This is a genomic window from Streptomyces sp. Ag109_O5-1 (assembly GCF_003814875.1).
GTDB classification, from domain to species: domain Bacteria; phylum Actinomycetota; class Actinomycetes; order Streptomycetales; family Streptomycetaceae; genus Streptomyces; species Streptomyces sasae.
On the sequence record NZ_RKQF01000001.1, the window covers coordinates 140,107 to 158,281 of the forward strand.

3 protein-coding genes and 1 pseudogene are annotated in these 18,175 nt (G+C 68.2%); 1 reads left to right on the forward strand and 3 read right to left on the reverse strand.

Features of this window, described 5'->3' with window-relative positions; genetic code table 11:
• Positions 1-335 precede the first annotated feature (335 nt).
• Both EDD90_RS00650 and EDD90_RS56665 read right to left on the reverse strand, forming a co-directional pair.
• Positions 336-9,515 (reverse strand): Ig-like domain repeat protein, encoded by a 9,180-nt coding sequence (locus EDD90_RS00650; protein WP_123971221.1) that lies wholly within the window; start codon positions 9,513-9,515, stop codon positions 336-338.
• 1,020 nt (positions 9,516-10,535) lie between these two features.
• Complete coding sequence (locus tag EDD90_RS56665; protein ID WP_260327461.1) at positions 10,536-10,661, reverse strand: hypothetical protein; 126 nt, start codon at positions 10,659-10,661, stop codon at positions 10,536-10,538.
• 1,406 nt (positions 10,662-12,067) lie between these two features.
• On the opposite strand from EDD90_RS56665, the gene EDD90_RS00655 reads away from it, so the two are divergent.
• Entirely contained in the window at positions 12,068-16,765 is a 4,698-nt protein-coding gene (locus tag EDD90_RS00655; protein WP_123971222.1) for an Ig-like domain repeat protein, read from the forward strand.
• Between the two features lie 236 nt (positions 16,766-17,001).
• On the opposite strand, the pseudogene EDD90_RS00660 reads toward EDD90_RS00655, so the two are convergent.
• Positions 17,002-18,096 (reverse strand): annotated as a pseudogene (locus EDD90_RS00660) (integrase core domain-containing protein).
• Positions 18,097-18,175: the final 79 nt, after the last annotated feature.

Here is an 18,175-nt window from a genome sequence, read left to right on the forward strand (position 1 = left end):
TGCACACCAACCGGCCCCGGGCTCGCCTCTCTTGTCTGGTGGCCAGGTGGCCAGAGGGTGAGCCCGGCTTGCGGCGTCCGCGGAAGCGTCCCCCGGGGCTGCCCGTCCCCTGGCAGCGCTGTCCGCCTGCGGGCGGCCCAGACCCGGTCGTCGCAGCCTCCGCCCGGAGCGCCCGGCGGGGGCTGATGGGCGTGCGGAGCCGGTTGGACCACGTCCACGCGACGAGGCCGTCGCCCCAGGGCCACGGCCCGTGCGGCAAGGACCGGAGCAGGACGGCGCGCACGCCCGCGCCCCGGCCGACACGAGACCGACCGGGGCGCAGATCGTTCAGGACGTCAGCTCACGGTCTGGGTGACCGCCGGTGACGTCGAACCGTTGTAGCTCCCGCTTCCTGCGTAGGCCGCGGTCAGTGAATGACTGCCCACGCTCAGGCTGGAGGTACTGAAGGTGGCGACGCCTCCGGAGAGGGTGCCGGTCCCCAACAACGTCATGCCGTCGAGGAAGGACACCGACCCCGTCGGAACACCCCCGCCAGGAGCCACCGGCGCGACCGTGGCCGTCAGAGTGACGGACTGGCCGGACATCGACGGGTTGGGCGCCGAGACCAGGGTCGTGCTGGTGTTGGCCTTGCTCACGACCTGGCTGATCGTGGGCGAAGTTGAGGTGTTGTAGCCGGCGCTGCCGTTGTAGCTGGCCCTGACGCTGCGGGTGCCCACGCTCAGGGTGGAGATGGGCAGCGTTGCCACACCACTGCCGTTCAGGGGCACTGCGGGCGTCTGCGGGATGCCACCGATGAAGAAGGTGACCGTCCCGCCCGGGACACCACCGCCCGGCGCCACCACGGCGACGGTGGCCGTCAGGTTGACCGACTGACCGAATACCGACGGGTTCGGCGACGAACTGACGGCTGTGGTGGTGTTCGCCTTGTTCACCGTCTGGGTGTCCGCCGACGACGTGGAACCGTTGTAGCTCCCGCTACCGCCGTAGGCGGCGGTCAGCGAGTGATTGCCCACGCTGAGGTTGGAGACACTCAACGTCGCCACACCACTGCCGTCCAAGGTGCCCGTCCCCAACGACGTCATGCCGTCGAAGAACGTCACCGACCCGGACGGCGTGCCTGTCCCCGGCGCCACTGCCGTCACCGTGGCCGTCAGCACCTTCGCCTGACCGGTCACCGACGGGTCCGGACTGGAGGTCAGGGCCGTCATGGTGTTGGCGGGGTTCACCGTCTGGGTGTCGACGGCCGACGTCGAACCGTTGAAGTTCGCACTTCCGCCGTAGGTCGCGGTCAGCGTATGGCTGCCCACGCTGAGGTTGGAGACCGAAAGCGTCGCCACACCACTGCCGTCCAACGCGCCCGTCCCCAACGACGTCATGCCGTCGAAGAATGTGACCGTACCGGACGGTGTACCGGCTCCCGGCGCTGTGGCCGAGACGGTGGCCGTCAGCACCTTCGCCTGACCCAGCACCGAGGGGTCGGGCGACGAGGTCAGGACCGTCGTGGTGTTCGCGGGGTTCACCGTCTGCGTGTCCACGGGCGACGTCGAACCGTTGAAGTTCGCACTTCCGCCATAGGTCGCAGTCAGTGAATGACTACCCAGGGCCAAGGCGGAAGTGCTGAGGGTCGCGACGCCTCCGGAGAGGGTGCCGGTGCCGAGCAGCGTCATGCCGTCGAAGAAGGAGACCGTGCCGATGGGCGTGCCTCCTCCTGGAGCCACGGGGGAGACGGTCGCCGTCAGCACCTTCGTCTGGCCGAACACCGACGGATCCGGCGACGACGTCAGGGTCGTGCTGGTGTTGGCCTTGCTCACGACCTGGCTGATCGTGGGCGAAGTTGAGGTGTTGTAGCCGGCGCTGCCGTTGTAGCTGGCCCTGACGCTGCGGGTGCCCACGCTCAGGGTGGAGATGGACAGTGTCGCCACACCACTGCCGTTCAGGGGCACTGCGGGCGTCTGCGGGATGCCACCGACGAAGAAGGTGACCGTCCCGCCCGGGACACCACCGCCCGGCGCCACCACGGCGACGGTGGCCGTCAGGTTGACCGACTGACCGAATACCGACGGGTTCGGCGACGAACTGACGGCTGTGGTGGTGTTCGCCTTGTTCACCGTCTGGGTGTCCACCGGCGATGTGGAGCCGTTGTGGCTGGTGTCCCCGCCGTAGGCCGCGGTCAGCGGATGTGTGCCCACGCTGAGGTTGGAGACGCTCAGCGTCGCCACACCACTGCCGTTCAGCGTGCCGGTCCCCAACGACGTCATGCCGTCGAAGAACGTCACCGTCCCCGTCGGAACACCGGTTCCAGGAGCGACAGGCGTCACTGTCGCAGTCAGCACCTTGGTCTGGCCGAACACCGACGGATCCGGCGACGAGGTGAGCGCCGTGGTCGTGTTCGCCGCGTTCACCGTCTGCGTGTCGATGGGCGATGTGGAGCCGTTGTGGCTGGTGTCCCCGCCGTAGGCCGCGGTCAGCGGATGTGTGCCCACGCTGAGGTTGGAGACGCTCAGCGTCGCCACACCACTGCCGTCCAGGGTGCCCGTCCCCAACGACGTCATGCCGTCGAAGAACGTCACCGTCCCCGTCGGAACACCGGTTCCAGGAGCGACAGGCGTCACTGTCGCAGTCAGCACCTTGGTCTGGCCGAACACCGACGGATCCGGACTGGACGTCAGGGTCGCGGTGGTGTTCGCCGTGTTCACCGTCTGGGTGTCCGCCGGCGATGTGGAGCCGTTGTAGCTGGTGTCCCCGCCGTAGGTCGCGGTCAGCGGATGTGTGCCCACGCTGAGGTTGGAGACGCTCAGCGTTGCCACCCCGGTGCCGTCCAGGGTGCCGGTCCCCAACGACGTCATGCCGTCGAAGAACGTCACCGTCCCCGTCGGAACACCTGCCCCGGGCGCGACAGCCGAGACGGTCGCCGTCAGCACCTTGGTCTGGCCGAACACCGACGGATCCGGCGACGAGGTGAGGGCCGTGGTGGTGTCCGCGGCGTTCACCGTCTGGGTGTCCGCCGGCGATGTCGAACCATTGAAGCTGCTGTCCCCGCCGTAGGTCGCGGTCAGCGAGTGACTGCCCACGCTGAGGTTGGAGACGGTCAGCGTCGCCACTCCGCTGCCGTTCAGCGTGCCGGTCCCCAATGACGTCATGCCGTCGAAGAACGTCACCGTCCCCGTCGGGATACCCCCGCCTGGGGCCACTGGACTGACCGTGGCCGTCAGTACCTTCCCCTGACCGAACACCGACGGATCCGGCGACGAGGTGAGGGCCGTGGTCGTGTTCGCCGCGTTCACCGTCTGCGTGTCCACCGGCGACGTCGAACCATTGAAGCTGCCGTCACCCGCGTAGACAGCGGTCAGTGAATGAGTCCCTGCCCCCAGCGTCGAAGTGGTGAACGTGGCCACACCGCCGCCGTCCAGGGTGCCGATACCGATCACGGTCGCCCCGTCCAGGAAGGACACCGACCCCGTCGGCGTCCCGCTTCCCGGCGCAACCGCCGTCACCGTCGCCGTCAGCACCTTCGCCTCACCGAACACCGACGGATCCGGCGACGAGGTGAGGGTCGTGGTCGTGTTCGCGGCGTTCACCGTCTGGGTGTCCGCCGGCGATGTCGAACCATTGAAGCTGCTGTCCCCGCCGTAGGTCGCGGTCAACGCATGACTGCCCACGCTGAGGTTGGAGACAGTCAGCGTCGCCACTCCGCTGCCGTCCAGGGTGCCGGTCCCCAATGACGTCATGCCGTCGAAGAACGTCACCGTCCCCGTCGGGATACCCCCGCCAGGGGCCACTGGACTGACCGTGGCCGTCAGTACCTTCCCCTGACCGAACACCGACGGATCCGGCGACGAGGTGAGGGCCGTGGTCGTGTTCGCCGCGTTCACCGTCTGGGTGTCCGCCGGCGATGTCGAACCATTGAAGCTGCTGTCCCCGCCGTAGGTCGCGGTCAGCGGATGTGTGCCCACGCTGAGGTTGGAGACGCTCAGCGTTGCCACCCCGGTGCCGTCCAGGGTGCCGGTCCCCAACGACGTCATGCCGTCGAAGAACGTCACCGTCCCCGTCGGGATACCCCCGCCAGGGGCCACTGGACTGACCGTGGCCGTCAGTACCTTCGCCTGACCGAACACCGACGGATCCGGCGACGACGTCAGTGTCGTTGCGGTGTCCGCGGCGTTCACGGTCTGCGTGTCGATGGGCGATGTGGAGCCGTTGTAGCTGGTGTCCCCGGCGTAGGTCGCGGTCAGCGGATGTGTGCCCACGCTGAGGTTGGAGACGCTCAGCGTTGCCACCCCGGTGCCGTCCAGGGTGCCGGTCCCCAACGACGTCATGCCGTCGAAGAACGTCACCGTCCCCGTCGGAACACCTGCCCCGGGCGCGACAGCCGAGACGGTCGCCGTCAGCACCTTGGTCTGGCCGAACACCGACGGATCTGGCGACGAGGTGAGGGCCGTGGTGGTGTCCGCGGCGTTCACCGTCTGGGTGTCCGTCGGCGATGTCGAACCGTTGTAGCTGGTGTCCCCACCGTAGGCCGCGGTCAGCGGATGTGTGCCCACGCTGAGGTTGGAGACGCTCAGTGTCGCCACCCCACTGCCGTCCAGGGTGCCCGTCCCCAACGACGTCATGCCGTCGAAGAACGTCACCGTCCCCGTCGGAACACCTGCCCCGGGCGCGACAGCCGAGACGGTCGCCGTCAGCACCTTCGCCTCACCGAACACCGACGGATCCGGCGACGAAGTGAGCGCCGTGGTCGTGTTCGCCGCATTCACCGTCTGCGTGTCCACCGGCGACGTCGAACCATTGAAACTGCCGTCACCCGCGTAGACGGCAGTCAGTGAATGCGTGCCCGCACTCAAGCTGGAGGTGGTGAACGTGGCCACACCGCCGCCGTCCAGGGTGCCGATACCGATCACGGTCGCCCCGTCCAGGAAGGACACCGACCCCGTCGGCGTCCCGCTTCCCGGCGCAACCGCCGTCACCGTCGCCGTCAGCACCTTCGCCTCACCGAACACCGACGGATCCGGCGACGACGTCAGCGCCGTTGCGGTGTCCGCGGCATTCACCGTCTGCGTGTCCACCGGCGACGTCGAACCGTTGTAGCTGGTGTCCCCGCCGTAGGCCGCGGTCAACGGATGTGTGCCCACGCTCAGGTTGGAGACGCTCAGCGTCGCCACACCACTGCCGTCCAGGGTGCCGGTCCCCAACGACGTCATGCCGTCGAAGAACGTCACCGTCCCCGTCGGAACACCGGTTCCAGGAGCGACAGGCGTCACGGTCGCAGTCAGCACCTTGGTCTCGCCGAACACCGACGGATCCGGCGACGACGTCAGCGCCGTGGTCGTGTTCGCCGCGTTCACCGTCTGCGTGTCGATGGGCGATGTGGAACCGTTGTAGCTGGTGTCCCCGCCGTAGGCCGCGGTCAACGGATGTGTGCCCACGCTCAGGTTGGAGACGCTCAGCGTCGCCACCCCACTGCCGTCCAGGATGCCGGTCCCCAACGACGTCATGCCGTCGAAGAACGTCACCGTCCCCGTCGGAACACCTGCCCCGGGCGCGACAGCCGAGACGGTCGCCGTCAGCACCTTCGCCTCACCGAACACCGACGGATCCGGCGACGACGTCAGCGCCGTTGCAGTGTCCGCGGCATTCACCGTCTGCGTGTCGATGGGCGATGTGGAACCGTTGTAGCTGGTGTCCCCACCGTAGGCCGCGGTCAACGCATGACTGCCCACGCTCAGGTTGGAGACACTCAGCGTCGCCACCCCACTGCCGTCCAGGGTGCCCGTCCCCAACGACGTCATGCCGTCGAAGAACGTCACCGTCCCCGTCGGAACACCTGCCCCGGGCGCGACAGCCGAGACGGTCGCCGTCAGCACCTTCGCCTCACCGAACACCGACGGATCCGGCGACGACGTCAGCGCCGTGGTCGTGTTCGCCGCATTCACCGTCTGCGTGTCCACCGGCGACGTCGAACCATTGAAACTGCCGTCACCCGCGTAGACGGCAGTCAGTGAATGCGTGCCCGCACTCAAGCTGGAGGTGGTGAACGTGGCCACACCGCCGCCGTCCAGGGTGCCGATACCGATCACGGTCGCCCCGTCCAGGAAGGACACCGACCCCGTCGGCGTCCCGCTTCCCGGCGCAACCGCCGTCACCGTCGCCGTCAGCACCTTCGCCTCACCGAACACCGACGGATCCGGCGACGACGTCAGCGCCGTTGCGGTGTCCGCGGCATTCACCGTCTGCGTGTCCACCGGCGACGTCGAACCGTTGTAGCTGGTGTCCCCGCCGTAGGCCGCGGTCAACGGATGTGTGCCCACGCTCAGGTTGGAGACGCTCAGCGTCGCCACACCACTGCCGTCCAGGGTGCCGGTCCCCAACGACGTCATGCCGTCGAAGAACGTCACCGTCCCCGTCGGAACACCGGTTCCAGGAGCGACAGGCGTCACGGTCGCAGTCAGCACCTTGGTCTCGCCGAACACCGACGGATCCGGCGACGACGTCAGCGCCGTGGTCGTGTCCGCGGCATTCACCGTCTGCGTGTCGATGGGCGATGTGGAACCGTTGTAGCTGGTGTCCCCGCCGTAGGCCGCGGTCAACGCATGACTGCCCACGCTCAGGTTGGAGACACTCAGCGTCGCCACACCACTGCCGTTCAGGATGCCGGTCCCCAACGACGTCATGCCGTCGAAGAACGTCACCGTCCCCGTCGGAACACCTGCCCCGGGCGCGACAGCCGAGACGGTCGCCGTCAGCACCTTCGCCTCACCGAACACCGACGGATCCGGCGACGACGTCAGCGCCGTTGCAGTGTCCGCGGCATTCACCGTCTGCGTGTCGATGGGCGATGTGGAACCGTTGTAGCTGGTGTCCCCACCGTAGGCCGCGGTCAACGCATGACTGCCCACGCTCAGGTTGGAGACACTCAGCGTCGCCACCCCACTGCCGACCAGGATGCCCGTCCCCAACGACGTCATGCCGTCGAAGAACGTCACCGTCCCCGTCGGAACACCTGCCCCGGGCGCGACAGCCGAGACGGTCGCCGTCAGCACCTTCCCCTGACCGAACACCGACGGATCCGGCGACGACGTCAGCGCCGTGGTCGTGTTCGCCGCAGTCACCGTCTGGGAGTCCACCGCGGAGGTCGAGCTGTTGTAGTCGGCGGTGCCGGCATAGCCGGCCGTCAACGAGTGTGCGCCCACGCTCAGGTTGGAGACGCTCAGCGTCGCCACCCCACTGCCGTTCAGCGTGCCCGTCCCCAACGACGTCATGCCGTCGAAGAACGTCACCGTCCCCGTCGGAACACCTGCCCCGGGCGCGACAGCCGAGACGGTCGCAGTCAGCACCTTCGCCTGACCGAACACCGACGGATCCGGCGACGACGTCAGCGCCGTGGTCGTGTTCGCCGCAGTCACCGTCTGGGAGTCCACCGCGGAGGTCGAGCTGTTGTAGTCGGCGGTGCCGGCATAGCCGGCCGTCAACGAGTGTGCGCCCACGCTCAGGTTGGAGACGCTCAGCGTCGCCACCCCACTGCCGTTCAGCGTGCCCGTCCCCAACGACGTCATGCCGTCGAAGAACGTCACCGTCCCCGTCGGAACACCTGCCCCGGGCGCGACAGCCGAGACGGTCGCAGTCAGCACCTTCGCCTGACCGAACACCGACGGATCCGGCGACGACGTCAGCGCCGTGGTCGTGTTCGCCGCAGTCACCGTCTGGGAGTCCACCGCGGAGGTCGAGCTGTTGTAGTCGGCGGTGCCGGCATAGCCGGCCGTCAACGAGTGTGCGCCCACGCTCAGGTTGGAGACGCTCAGCGTCGCCACCCCACTGCCGTCCAGGGTGCCCGTCCCCAACGACGTCATGCCGTCGAAGAACGTCACCGTCCCCGTCGGAACACCTGCCCCGGGCGCGACAGCCGTCACGGTCGCAGTCAGCACCTTCGCCTGACCGAACACCGACGGATCCGGCGACGACGTCAGCGCCGTGGTCGTGTTCGCCGCAGTCACCGTCTGCGTGTCCACCGGCGACGTCGAACCATTGAAACTGCCGTCACCCGCGTAGACGGCAGTCAGTGAATGCGTGCCCGCACTCAAGCTGGAGGTGCTGAACGTGGCCACACCGCCGCCGTCCAGGGTGCCGATACCGATCACGGTCGCCCCGTCCAGGAAGGACACCGACCCCGTCGGCGTCCCGCTTCCCGGCGCAACCGCCGTCACCGTCGCCGTCAGCACCTTCGCCTCACCGAACACCGACGGATCCGGCGACGAGGTGAGGGTCGTTGCGGTGTCCGCGGCGTTCACCGTCTGGATATCCGCCGCAGACGTCGAGACGCTGAAGTTGACGTTCCCGGCGTAGTCGGCGGTGAGGGAGTGGCTGCCGACAGCGAGACTGGAGGTGGTGAGGGTGGCGACTCCCCCGGCGAGGGTGACGGTGCCGAGGGGGGTGGCGCCGTCGAGGAAGGTGACGGTTCCGTCGGGCGTCCCGGTGGACGAGGTGACGGTGGCCGTGAGGACCTTCGCTTCGCCGAAGGCCGAGGGGTCGGGAGCCGAGGTGAGGGTGGTGGTGGTCGGGAAGGGGACGGTGTCGGTGACGCTGACGGTGTCGGAGGCGTTGTTCGTCACATAGGCGTGCTCGCCGTCCGGAGTGATCGCCACTCCGAAGGGCCCTGAGCCGACGGGGATGTCGAAGGTGACGTCGTTGGTGGCGGTGATGACGACGCTGACGGTGTCGGAGGCGTTGTTCGTCACATAGGCGAACGCGTCGTCGGGAGTGAACGCGACGCTGGTGGGCGCGGAGCCGACGTCGAAGGTGTCGCTGACCGTGTTGGTGGCGATGTCGATCGCGCTGACGGTGTTGTCGCTGTTGTTGGTGACATAGGCCAGCACGCCGTCGGAGGTGATCGCGACCCCGGTGGGGGAGGTGCCCACGGCGATCGTGTCGATCTCCGCGTTGGTGGCGGTGTCGACGACGCTGACAGTACCGGAGGCGTTGTTGGTCACATAGGCGAACGCACCGTCAGGGGTGAGCGCGACACCGAACGGGTTGGCACCAACGGGAATATCGGTGACGACGGTGTTCGTGCTGGTGTCGATCACACTGACGGTGTTGTCACCGACGTTGGCGACATAGGCAAGGGTGCCCGCGGCGTTGATGGCGATGCCGAAGGGCGAGATGCCGACGCTGACGGTGTCGGTGACCGCGTTGGTCGCGGTGTCGATGACACTGACGCTGTCGGAGGCGACGTTGGTGACGTAGACGAACGCGCCGTCAGGGGTGACCGCGACGCCGAACGGCGAACTGCCGACGTTGATGGTGGCGATGACGGCGTTGGTGGCGGTGTCGATGACACTGACGCTGTCGTCGCCCTCGTTGGCAACGTAGGCCAACGTGCCGGCGGAGTTGATCGCGACTCCGGTGGGGAAGTTGCCCACCGGTACGGTCGGATCGAGCAGCAGGGCAGCGGCGACACGGCGCGCTGTGTTCCGTCCGATGCCCAGTAGTTGACGCCACCTCGACTGAAAGGCCTTGGCCATGACGCACCCCTTGATCTTGCTCTGATCGTGGTGCGGGGTGCCTGCCTCACGCTCCGCGGGGTGTGGGCGAGCACACCGTTACGCGGGAGGCAAACCCTTCCAAGGGGTGCCCATCCGGCAGCGTCAGCTGCCCGTTAGAGCCGGAAACAGACGCCGGCCAGCTCCCCCGGGAAGGGATGGGCAACCCGCCGGGTCCAATAGCAGAAGTAACGCACCAACCCCTCGCGGCAGAACAGACATAGAACACGAAGTTCACCTCAATGGGTTAATCGGGCATGCGGAATGCGGCAGGGACGCATGGACTCCGGCGCACCGTCAGTACGACCCAGCGGAGCTGGTGGCGTACGCGGCAGAGGGCTGCAGCCCAGCGGATTACGGCACGCGGGCCTACGGGCCGGACATCTGGAACGGCTCTTGACAGAGCCCGGTGCGCCGCTGCCGCGCGGGCCGGCCTTTGCATCTAGGTACCTGGGTCAAGCCCAGCGGCTTGCGGAATGTCGACTGCGCTTCGCGCGCAGCCCTTGATGCGTCAGCAAGCAAGTCAGCGGTACGCGCGTATGACACTCAAGACCCATGAATGCGGTCGTGGAACTCTGGTCAATGCCGAAGTATCCCAGGGGGCACATGAGCGTCCCCGGCGGCCGGGAGAGCAAGGGTGCTCGAGACGATCTGATGACATCGCGTCCGTCAGCAACTGCGGGCCGCATGGCAGGATGCCGCGGCCCGGCCTCCCGCACCTGCGGAGACAGTGGCGGGCTCGGCGTGGTGTCCACACCGAGCCCGCCACTGATGAAGAGCGAGCACTACCGCTTCACCACGGGCATCCGCAGGATGTCCCTCCACCGAGCCCCGAGGCGGACGCGCTCGACCGGGTCGAAGCCGCATGCCGCGCCCCGGAGGTTGTCGACATAGACGCAGCCAGTGACCTTCGACATCGGGGCACAGCCGTGCTCCGAGTCCGCCCGCCTCGGAGAGCGGCTCGGAACATCCCGGTCGACGGCCACGATCGCAGCAGGGTCGCTAGCGCGACCGGTCGGCGCAGATGGCGTAGACGGTGACGCCGCCTGTTCCGTTGGAGTACCCGACACCCACCCAGCCGCTTCCGTCGGGGGTCGGGTAGCCGCCCTGGACAACACCGACCGGCACCAGGACTCCACCCCCCAGGACCTTCTTGTGGAGGGGGCACTGGACCGTCTGCGGCGCGCCGTTGGGAGCGATGGGGAAGGATCGCGTGACGATCTGGTAGCCACGGACGCCGTCGCCCGAAAACGGGGTGGCGCTGTTGCCGGCTCCGGCACCCTGAGTGGCCTTGGCGCCACTCGTCGGCGGCGCGTCCTGGCCAGGGCCGTGAGGCCCGAACCAAGTACGGACGCGGCTACCAGTTCACAATGCTCAATATGCGCATGCTCCGCATGAATTCATCCACTTTTTCTGAAGATCCGATGTAGATCATTCATCACAGCAGCGACGTATGCATATGCCTGCTGGGTAGTCGTAGTATAAATGAAGCAGAGGTCAGGGGAGTGATCATGTCGAGATAGCCTCCCCGCTCTCCCCCGCGTCGCCGACGCGGCAGACGGGGCGCCTTCCCGCAGCCCCGGGAACGCCGCACATCGGCCGTCCTGGCCTGTTGAGTCGCCGGGGCTCCCGATGGCCGATCCGTCCACCATCGCCACGCGGACGCGTCCCCGACGCCGGCCTCACGCGCGCACCACGCCGGCGTTCCGCGATCAACCGCTCCGCACCGACGACGCGATCAGGCCACATACCGCCGCGCAAACAACTACGCCGATTTTTAGGCCGACTTGGGAGCCGTAAGGAAACTGCTGCCGGATTCGGCTCAACTCCGCTGTGCTACATGGCAGGCGGACTGCCGCGGCGATACCGGAGGAGATACCGGCCGGCCTGGACACAAGTTCACTGCGGTGCTGCCGCATCTGGGCGAACGGCAGCGCCGCTTGTACCTGGTGTCCGAAGCCGAAGCCGAAGCCGGAGCCCTGGGCGCGGCGGGATCGCGGCTGTGGCCAGGCTCGCCGAGGGCGCCTACGCCCGCGCCGACGAGGGTGCCCTCACGAAAGCAGGCTTCAGTCGACTCGCCGGCCTCACCCGGACCAATCCCGCAGTCACGACGACACTCTGACCACAGCGCTACGGACCGTCAGTACGGAAACCAACGAAATTCCCGCGTTCAGATGGCAGGACCTGGGGCGGCTCGGGGCTTCCGGCATTCGCTCCGCCACTATGGTGGGTCGTGTCCGTTGTGACTGAATTCCGTGCGCCCGATTAACCCATTGGGGTGAACTTCGCGTTCTATGTCTGTTCTGCCGCGAGGGGTTGGTGCGTTACTTCTGCTATTGGACCCGGCGGGTTGCCCATCCCTTCCCGGGGGAGCTGGCCGGCGTCTGTTTCCGGCTCTAACGGGCAGCTGACGCTGCCGGATGGGCACCCCTTGGAAGGGTTTGCCTCCCGCGTAACGGTGTGCTCGCCCACACCCCGCGGAGCGTGAGGCAGGCACCCCGCACCACGATCAGAGCAAGATCAAGGGGTGCGTCATGGCCAAGGCCTTTCAGTCGAGGTGGCGTCAACTACTGGGCATCGGACGGAACACAGCGCGCCGTGTCGCCGCTGCCCTGCTACTCGATCCGACCGTACCGGTGGGCAACTTCCCCACCGGGGTAGCCATCAACTCCGCCGGCACGTTGGCCTACGTTGCCAACGAGGGCGACGACACCGTCAGCGTCATCGACACCGCCACCAACACCGTCACCGCCACCATCAACGTCGGCAGCTCGCCGTTCGGCGTCGCGGTCACCCCCGGCGGCGCGTTCGTCTACGTCACCAACGTCGCCTCCGACAGCGTCAGTGTCATCGACACCGCGACCAACGCGGTCACCGACACCATCAGCGTCGGCACCGCCCCCTTCGGCATCGCCATCAACTCCGCGGGAACACGCGCCCACGTCGCCAACGAGGGCGACGACACCGTCAGCGTCATCGACACCGCCACCAACGCCGTCATCGCCACCATCAACGTCGGCAGTTCGCCGTTCGGCGTCGCGTTCAGCCCTGCCGGTGCGTTCTCCTACGCCACCAACAACGGTGCCAACACCGTCAGCGTCATCGACACCGCCACCAACACGGAAATCACCACCATCAACGTCGGCAGCGGGCCCACCGGAATCGCGATCACCTCCGACGATGCGCTGGCCTATGTCACCAACAACAGCGACAACACCATCAGCGTCATCGACACCGCCACCAACACCGTGAGCGACACCATCCCAGCCGGCGGCGCGCCCACCAACATCGCGATCACTCCCGACGATGCGTTCGCCTACGTGACCAACAACGCCGACAACACCGTCAGCGTGCTCGACATCGGCTCGAACACCATCGCCTTCGACATCCCCGTCGGCACCTCCCCCTTCGGCGTCGCGTTCACACCCAACGGGCTGCACGCGTATGTCACCAACAACAGCGACAACACCGTGAGCGTGCTCGACGTCGCCCCGTTCCCCACCGCCACAACCCTCACCTCGACCCCCGACCCCACGGTGTTCGGCGAACCGAAGCTCCTCATCGCCACCGTCACCTCCTCCACCGGAGTCCCCAGCGGAACCGTCACCTTCCTCGACGGCGCCACCCCCATCGGCTCCGCGCCCCTCGTCGGCGGGGTCGCCACCCTCACCACCTCCAGCCTTGCCGTCGGCAGCCACCCCCTCACCGCCGTCTACGCCGCTACTCCCACCCACGCCGGTTCGACATCACCGGTGGACATCCAGACGGTGAGCAAGGCCAACACCCTCACGGCCCTCGTCTCCAACCCCGATCCCTCGCTGTTCGGGGAATCGAAAGTGCTCACGGCCGCGGTCACCGTGGTTCTGCCCGGAGGCGGCACGCCCACCGGCACGGTCGCCTTCTTCGACGGCGCCACGCCCCTGGGCTCCGCGCCCCTCGTCGGCGGGGTCGCCACCCTCACCGTCTCCAACCTCAGCGTCGGCAGCCACCCCCTCACCGCCACCTACAGCGGTGGGCCCGACCACAACGGTTCGACCTCACTCGTCGACCCGCAAACCGTGATCGCCGCCAACACCACCACAGCCCTCACCTCAAGCCCCGACCCGTCGGTGCTGGGCCAGCCGAAGGTCCTGACGGCTGCAGTCAGCGCCGTCGCCCCCGGAGGCGGCACCCCCACCGGTACCGTCACCTTCTTCGACGGCGCCACCCCCATCGGCTCCGCCCTCCTGTCCGGGGGCATCGCCACCCTCACCGTCTCCAACCTCAGCGTCGGCAGCCACCCCCTCACCGCCACCTACAGCGGAAGCGCCAACTACAACGGATCCACGTCACCGGTGGACACCCAGACGGTGAACAAGGCCGACACCACCACCGCCCTCACCTCGGCCCCCGACCCGACCGCGTTCGGCCAGCCGAAGGTCCTGACCGCCACCATCACCGCGGTCGCCCCCGGAGCCGGGACCCCCACCGGCACCGTCTCCTTCTTCGACGGCGCCACCCCCCTGGGCTCCGCGCCCCTCATCGGCGGGGTCGCCACCCTCACCGTCTCCAACCTCAGCGTCGGGGCCCATCCGCTGACGGCGGTCTACGCCGGCACCACCGATTTCAACACCTCCACGTCACCGGTGGACACCCAGACGGTGGCCAAGGCCAACACCGCCACGGCCCTCACCTCGGCCCCCGACCCGACCGTGTTCGGCCAGGCCAAGGTCCTGACCGCCACCATCACCGCGGTCGCCCCCGGAGCCGGGACCCCCACCGGCACCGTCTCCTTCTTCGACGGCGCCACCCCCCTGGGCTCCGCGCCCCTCATCGGCGGGGTCGCCACCCTCACCGTCTCCAACCTCGCCGTCGGCAGCCACCCCCTCACCGCCACCTACAGCGGAAGCGGCGACTACAACACCTCCACGTCACCGGTGGACACCCAGACAGTGAACAAGGCCAACACCACCACCGCCCTCACCTCGGCCCCCGACCCGACCGCGTTCGGCCAGCCGAAGGTCCTGACCGCCACCATCACCGCGGTCGCCCCCGGAGCCGGGACCCCCACCGGCACCGTCTCCTTCTTCGACGGCGCCACCCTGATCGGCACCGCACCTCTGTCCGGAGGGGTTGCGACCTTCACCACCTCATCGCTCGGCGTCGGCACCCACTCCCTGACCGCGACGTACAACGGCAACCCCAGCTACAACAGCTCGACCTCACCGGTGGACCCGCAGACGGTGGCCAAGGCCAACACCGCCACGGCCCTCACTTCGGCTCCCGACCCGTCGGTGTTCGGCCAGGCCAAGGTCCTGACCGCCACCGTGAGCGTGATGCCGCCGGGGGGCGGCACACCGAACGGGACGGTGTCCTTCTTCGACGGCGCCACCCTGCTCGGCAGCGCCCCGCTGGTCGGCGGGGTCGCCACCCTCACCGTCTCCAACCTCAGCGTCGGCAGCCACCCCCTCACCGCCACCTACAGCGGCAGCGCCAACTACAACGGATCCACGTCACCCGTGGACCCGCAGACCGTGAGCCCCGCGAACACCACGACCACCCTGGTCTCCGCCCCCGACCCGTCGGTGTTCGGCCAGGCCAAGGTCCTGACCGCCACCGTCACCGCGGTCGCCCCCGGATCCGGGACCCCCACCGGCACCGTCTCCTTCTTCGACGGCGCCACCCCCCTGGGCTCCGCGCCCCTCGTCGGCGGGGTCGCCACCCTCACCGTCTCCAACCTCAGCGTCGGCAGCCACTCGTTGACCGCCACGTACAGCGGAAGCCCCAACTACAACTCGTCCGTCTCACCCGCGGACCCGCAGACGGTGAACAAGGCCAACACCGCCACGGCCCTCACCTCGGCCCCCGACCCGACCGCGTTCGGCCAGGCCAAGGTCCTGACCGCCACCATCACCGCGGTCGCCCCCGGATCCGGGACCCCCACCGGCACCGTCTCCTTCTTCGACGGCGCCACCCCCCTGGGCTCCGCGCCCCTCATCGGCGGGGTCGCCACCCTCACCGTCTCCAACCTCGCCGTCGGCAGCCATCCCCTCACCGCCACCTACAGCGGAAGCGCCAACTACAACGGATCCACGTCACCGGTGGACACCCAGACGGTGAACAAGGCCAACACCACCACCGCCCTCACCTCGGCCCCCGACCCGACCGCGTTCGGCCAGCCGAAGGTCCTGACCGCCACCATCACCGCGGTCGCCCCCGGAGCCGGGACCCCCACCGGCACCGTCTCCTTCTTCGACGGCGCCACCCCCCTGGGCTCCGCGCCCCTCATCGGCGGGGTCGCCACCCTCACCGTCTCCAACCTCGCCGTCGGCAGCCATCCCCTCACCGCCACCTACAGCGGAAGCGCCAACTACAACGGATCCACGTCACCGGTGGACACCCAGACGGTGAACAAGGCCAACACCACCACCGCCCTCACCTCGGCCCCCGACCCGACCGCGTTCGGCCAAGCCAAAACCCTCACCGCCACCGTCGCCAGCGTCGCGCCCGGAGCCGGCACTCCCACCGGCACCGTCTCCTTCTTCGACGGTGCCACCCTGCTCGGCACCGCCTCCCTCTCCGGAGGGGTCGCCACGCTGTCTGTCTCTACGCTCGGCATCGGCAGCCACTCGTTGACCGCCACCTACAGCGGAAGCCCCAACCACAACTCGTCCGTCTCACCCGCGGACCCGCAAACGGTGAACAAGGCCAACACCACCACGGCCCTCACCTCGGCCCCCAACCCGTCGACCTTCGGGCAGTCGGTGGTCCTGACCGCCACCGTCGCCGCCGTCGCCCCGGGGGCGGGCACTCCCACCGGCACCGTCTCCTTCTTCGACGGTGCCACCCTGCTCGGCACCGCCTCGCTCTCCGGAGGGGTGGCCTCCTTCACCACCTCCAGCCTGAGTGTCGGCAGCCACACCCTGACCGCAACCTACGGGGGCAGCGTCAACCACAACGGATCCACCTCGCCGGTGGTCACCCAGACGGTGACCAACTCGAACCCGCCGACCCTGGTCTCCGCGATTCCGAGTTCCGGGTCCACGGCTGGCGGTGGCAACGTCCTGCTCGTGGGTTCCAACCTGAACGGCGTCACCGGAGTCACCTTCGGCGGGACTCCAGCCACCATCGTCTCGCAGTCCTTCGGGACCTACGTCACGGTCGTGGCTCCGCCCCACGCCGCCGGGGTCGTCCCCGTCGTCGTCAACACCACCTCCGGTCCGAGCAACTCGGTGAACTACACCTACGTGTAAGCGATCTGAGTAGCAGTCAATCTGTACCCCGGTCAGGCAGCCCGGCCGGGGTACAGGCCTGTCCACATACGCATATCGCCGAGTGTTCCGGGGGCCGTCGAAGGTCCTTGGGCCTGTCCGGACAGGGCGACATCATCGCCTTCCCGCACGCTTCACATGCCGGTCGGCGCCCCGGTGACCGCAGGACCGCCACCTCAGCGGAACGTTGCCCCTGCCGAAAACCTCATCCGCCCTGCTCAGGCCGCATGTTTGTACTCGTGGAGGAGGCCGCCGAGTCGGTCGGTTCGGCATATGTCGAGGTGAGCCATTTGATCAGGGTTGTCGATTGGCTTGGGCAGGGCGAAGAGCGGCCGGGCGTTGGTGATGCCCTGGTGGGGCCCGTGGTCGTTGTAGAACTCCTCGAACTGGCGTAGCGCGTGCAGGAGGTGGCGCTGGTCCCAGATGAGAGTGCGGTCCAACAGCTCCCGGCGGCAGGTCTGCACCCAGCGCTCCATAAGGGAGTTCATGCGCGGCATGCGGACCCCGCTGAGCACGACCTGGTTCCCCGCGTCGGCGAGGACGGTGTCGAACAGTTCGGGGAACTTCCCGTCCCGGTCCCGGATTATGTAGCGTGCCCGGCAGCCGGCGTCCTCGAGGTCCATGACGAGGTTCTTCGCCGCCTGCGTCACCCAGGACGCTCGGATGCGCGGTGGCGCCGAGGATCCGGATCCGGCGGTTGGCGTGCTCGATGAGGCGAATACGTACAGCCGCGCTCCGGTCAGGGTGACCGTTTCTAAGAAGTCGCAGGCCAGCAGGGCGTCGGCCTGGGAGCGCAAGAAGTCGGCCCAGGTGCTGGAGCTCCGTTCGGGCGCGGGGTCGATCCCGGCCTCCTTGAGGATCTCCCATACCGTGGAAGCGGCCACCTTGATCCCGAGCACGAGCAGTTCGCCGTGCACCCTCCTGTGGCCCCACGTGGGATTCTCCCGAGTCAGGCGCAGCACCAGGACGCGGATGGAGTGCACGGTGCGTGGCCGGCCCGAGCGCTTCGGCCGGGAACGGGACGCGTGGTGGCGCGCGACCAGGTCGCGGTGCCATCGCAGCACCGTGTCAGGGTGCACAAGCAACCGCAGCCGAAGCAGCGCATCGCGCGGAAGTGGGTGCAGCAATGCCGCCAGGAACGCCCGGTCGCTCGGCCCGAACCGCGGCCTGTCCCCGCCCAGTTGCCGCTCCAGCACCGTGATCTGATGACGCAGCGCCAGAATTTCCACGTCCTTGCCGCAGTCACTCATCGGTAGCAAGCGCAGCACGGCAAACGCGTTCGTCACACCCAGGTAGGCCAGTCGCAGCAGCACGATCGATCATGTTCCCGCAGTTCTGGACGTCGAGGACGGCGTCGGCACGGCGCAGAATCTGGCCGCCGCCCGAACGACA

Coding starts and splice junctions, on each gene's coding strand:
- EDD90_RS00655 (WP_123971222.1), top strand. CDS start 12,068: ATGGCCAAGGCCTTTCAGTCGAGGTGGCGTCAACTACTGGGCATCGGA.
- EDD90_RS00650 (WP_123971221.1), bottom strand. CDS start 9,515: ATGGCCAAGGCCTTTCAGTCGAGGTGGCGTCAACTACTGGGCATCGGA.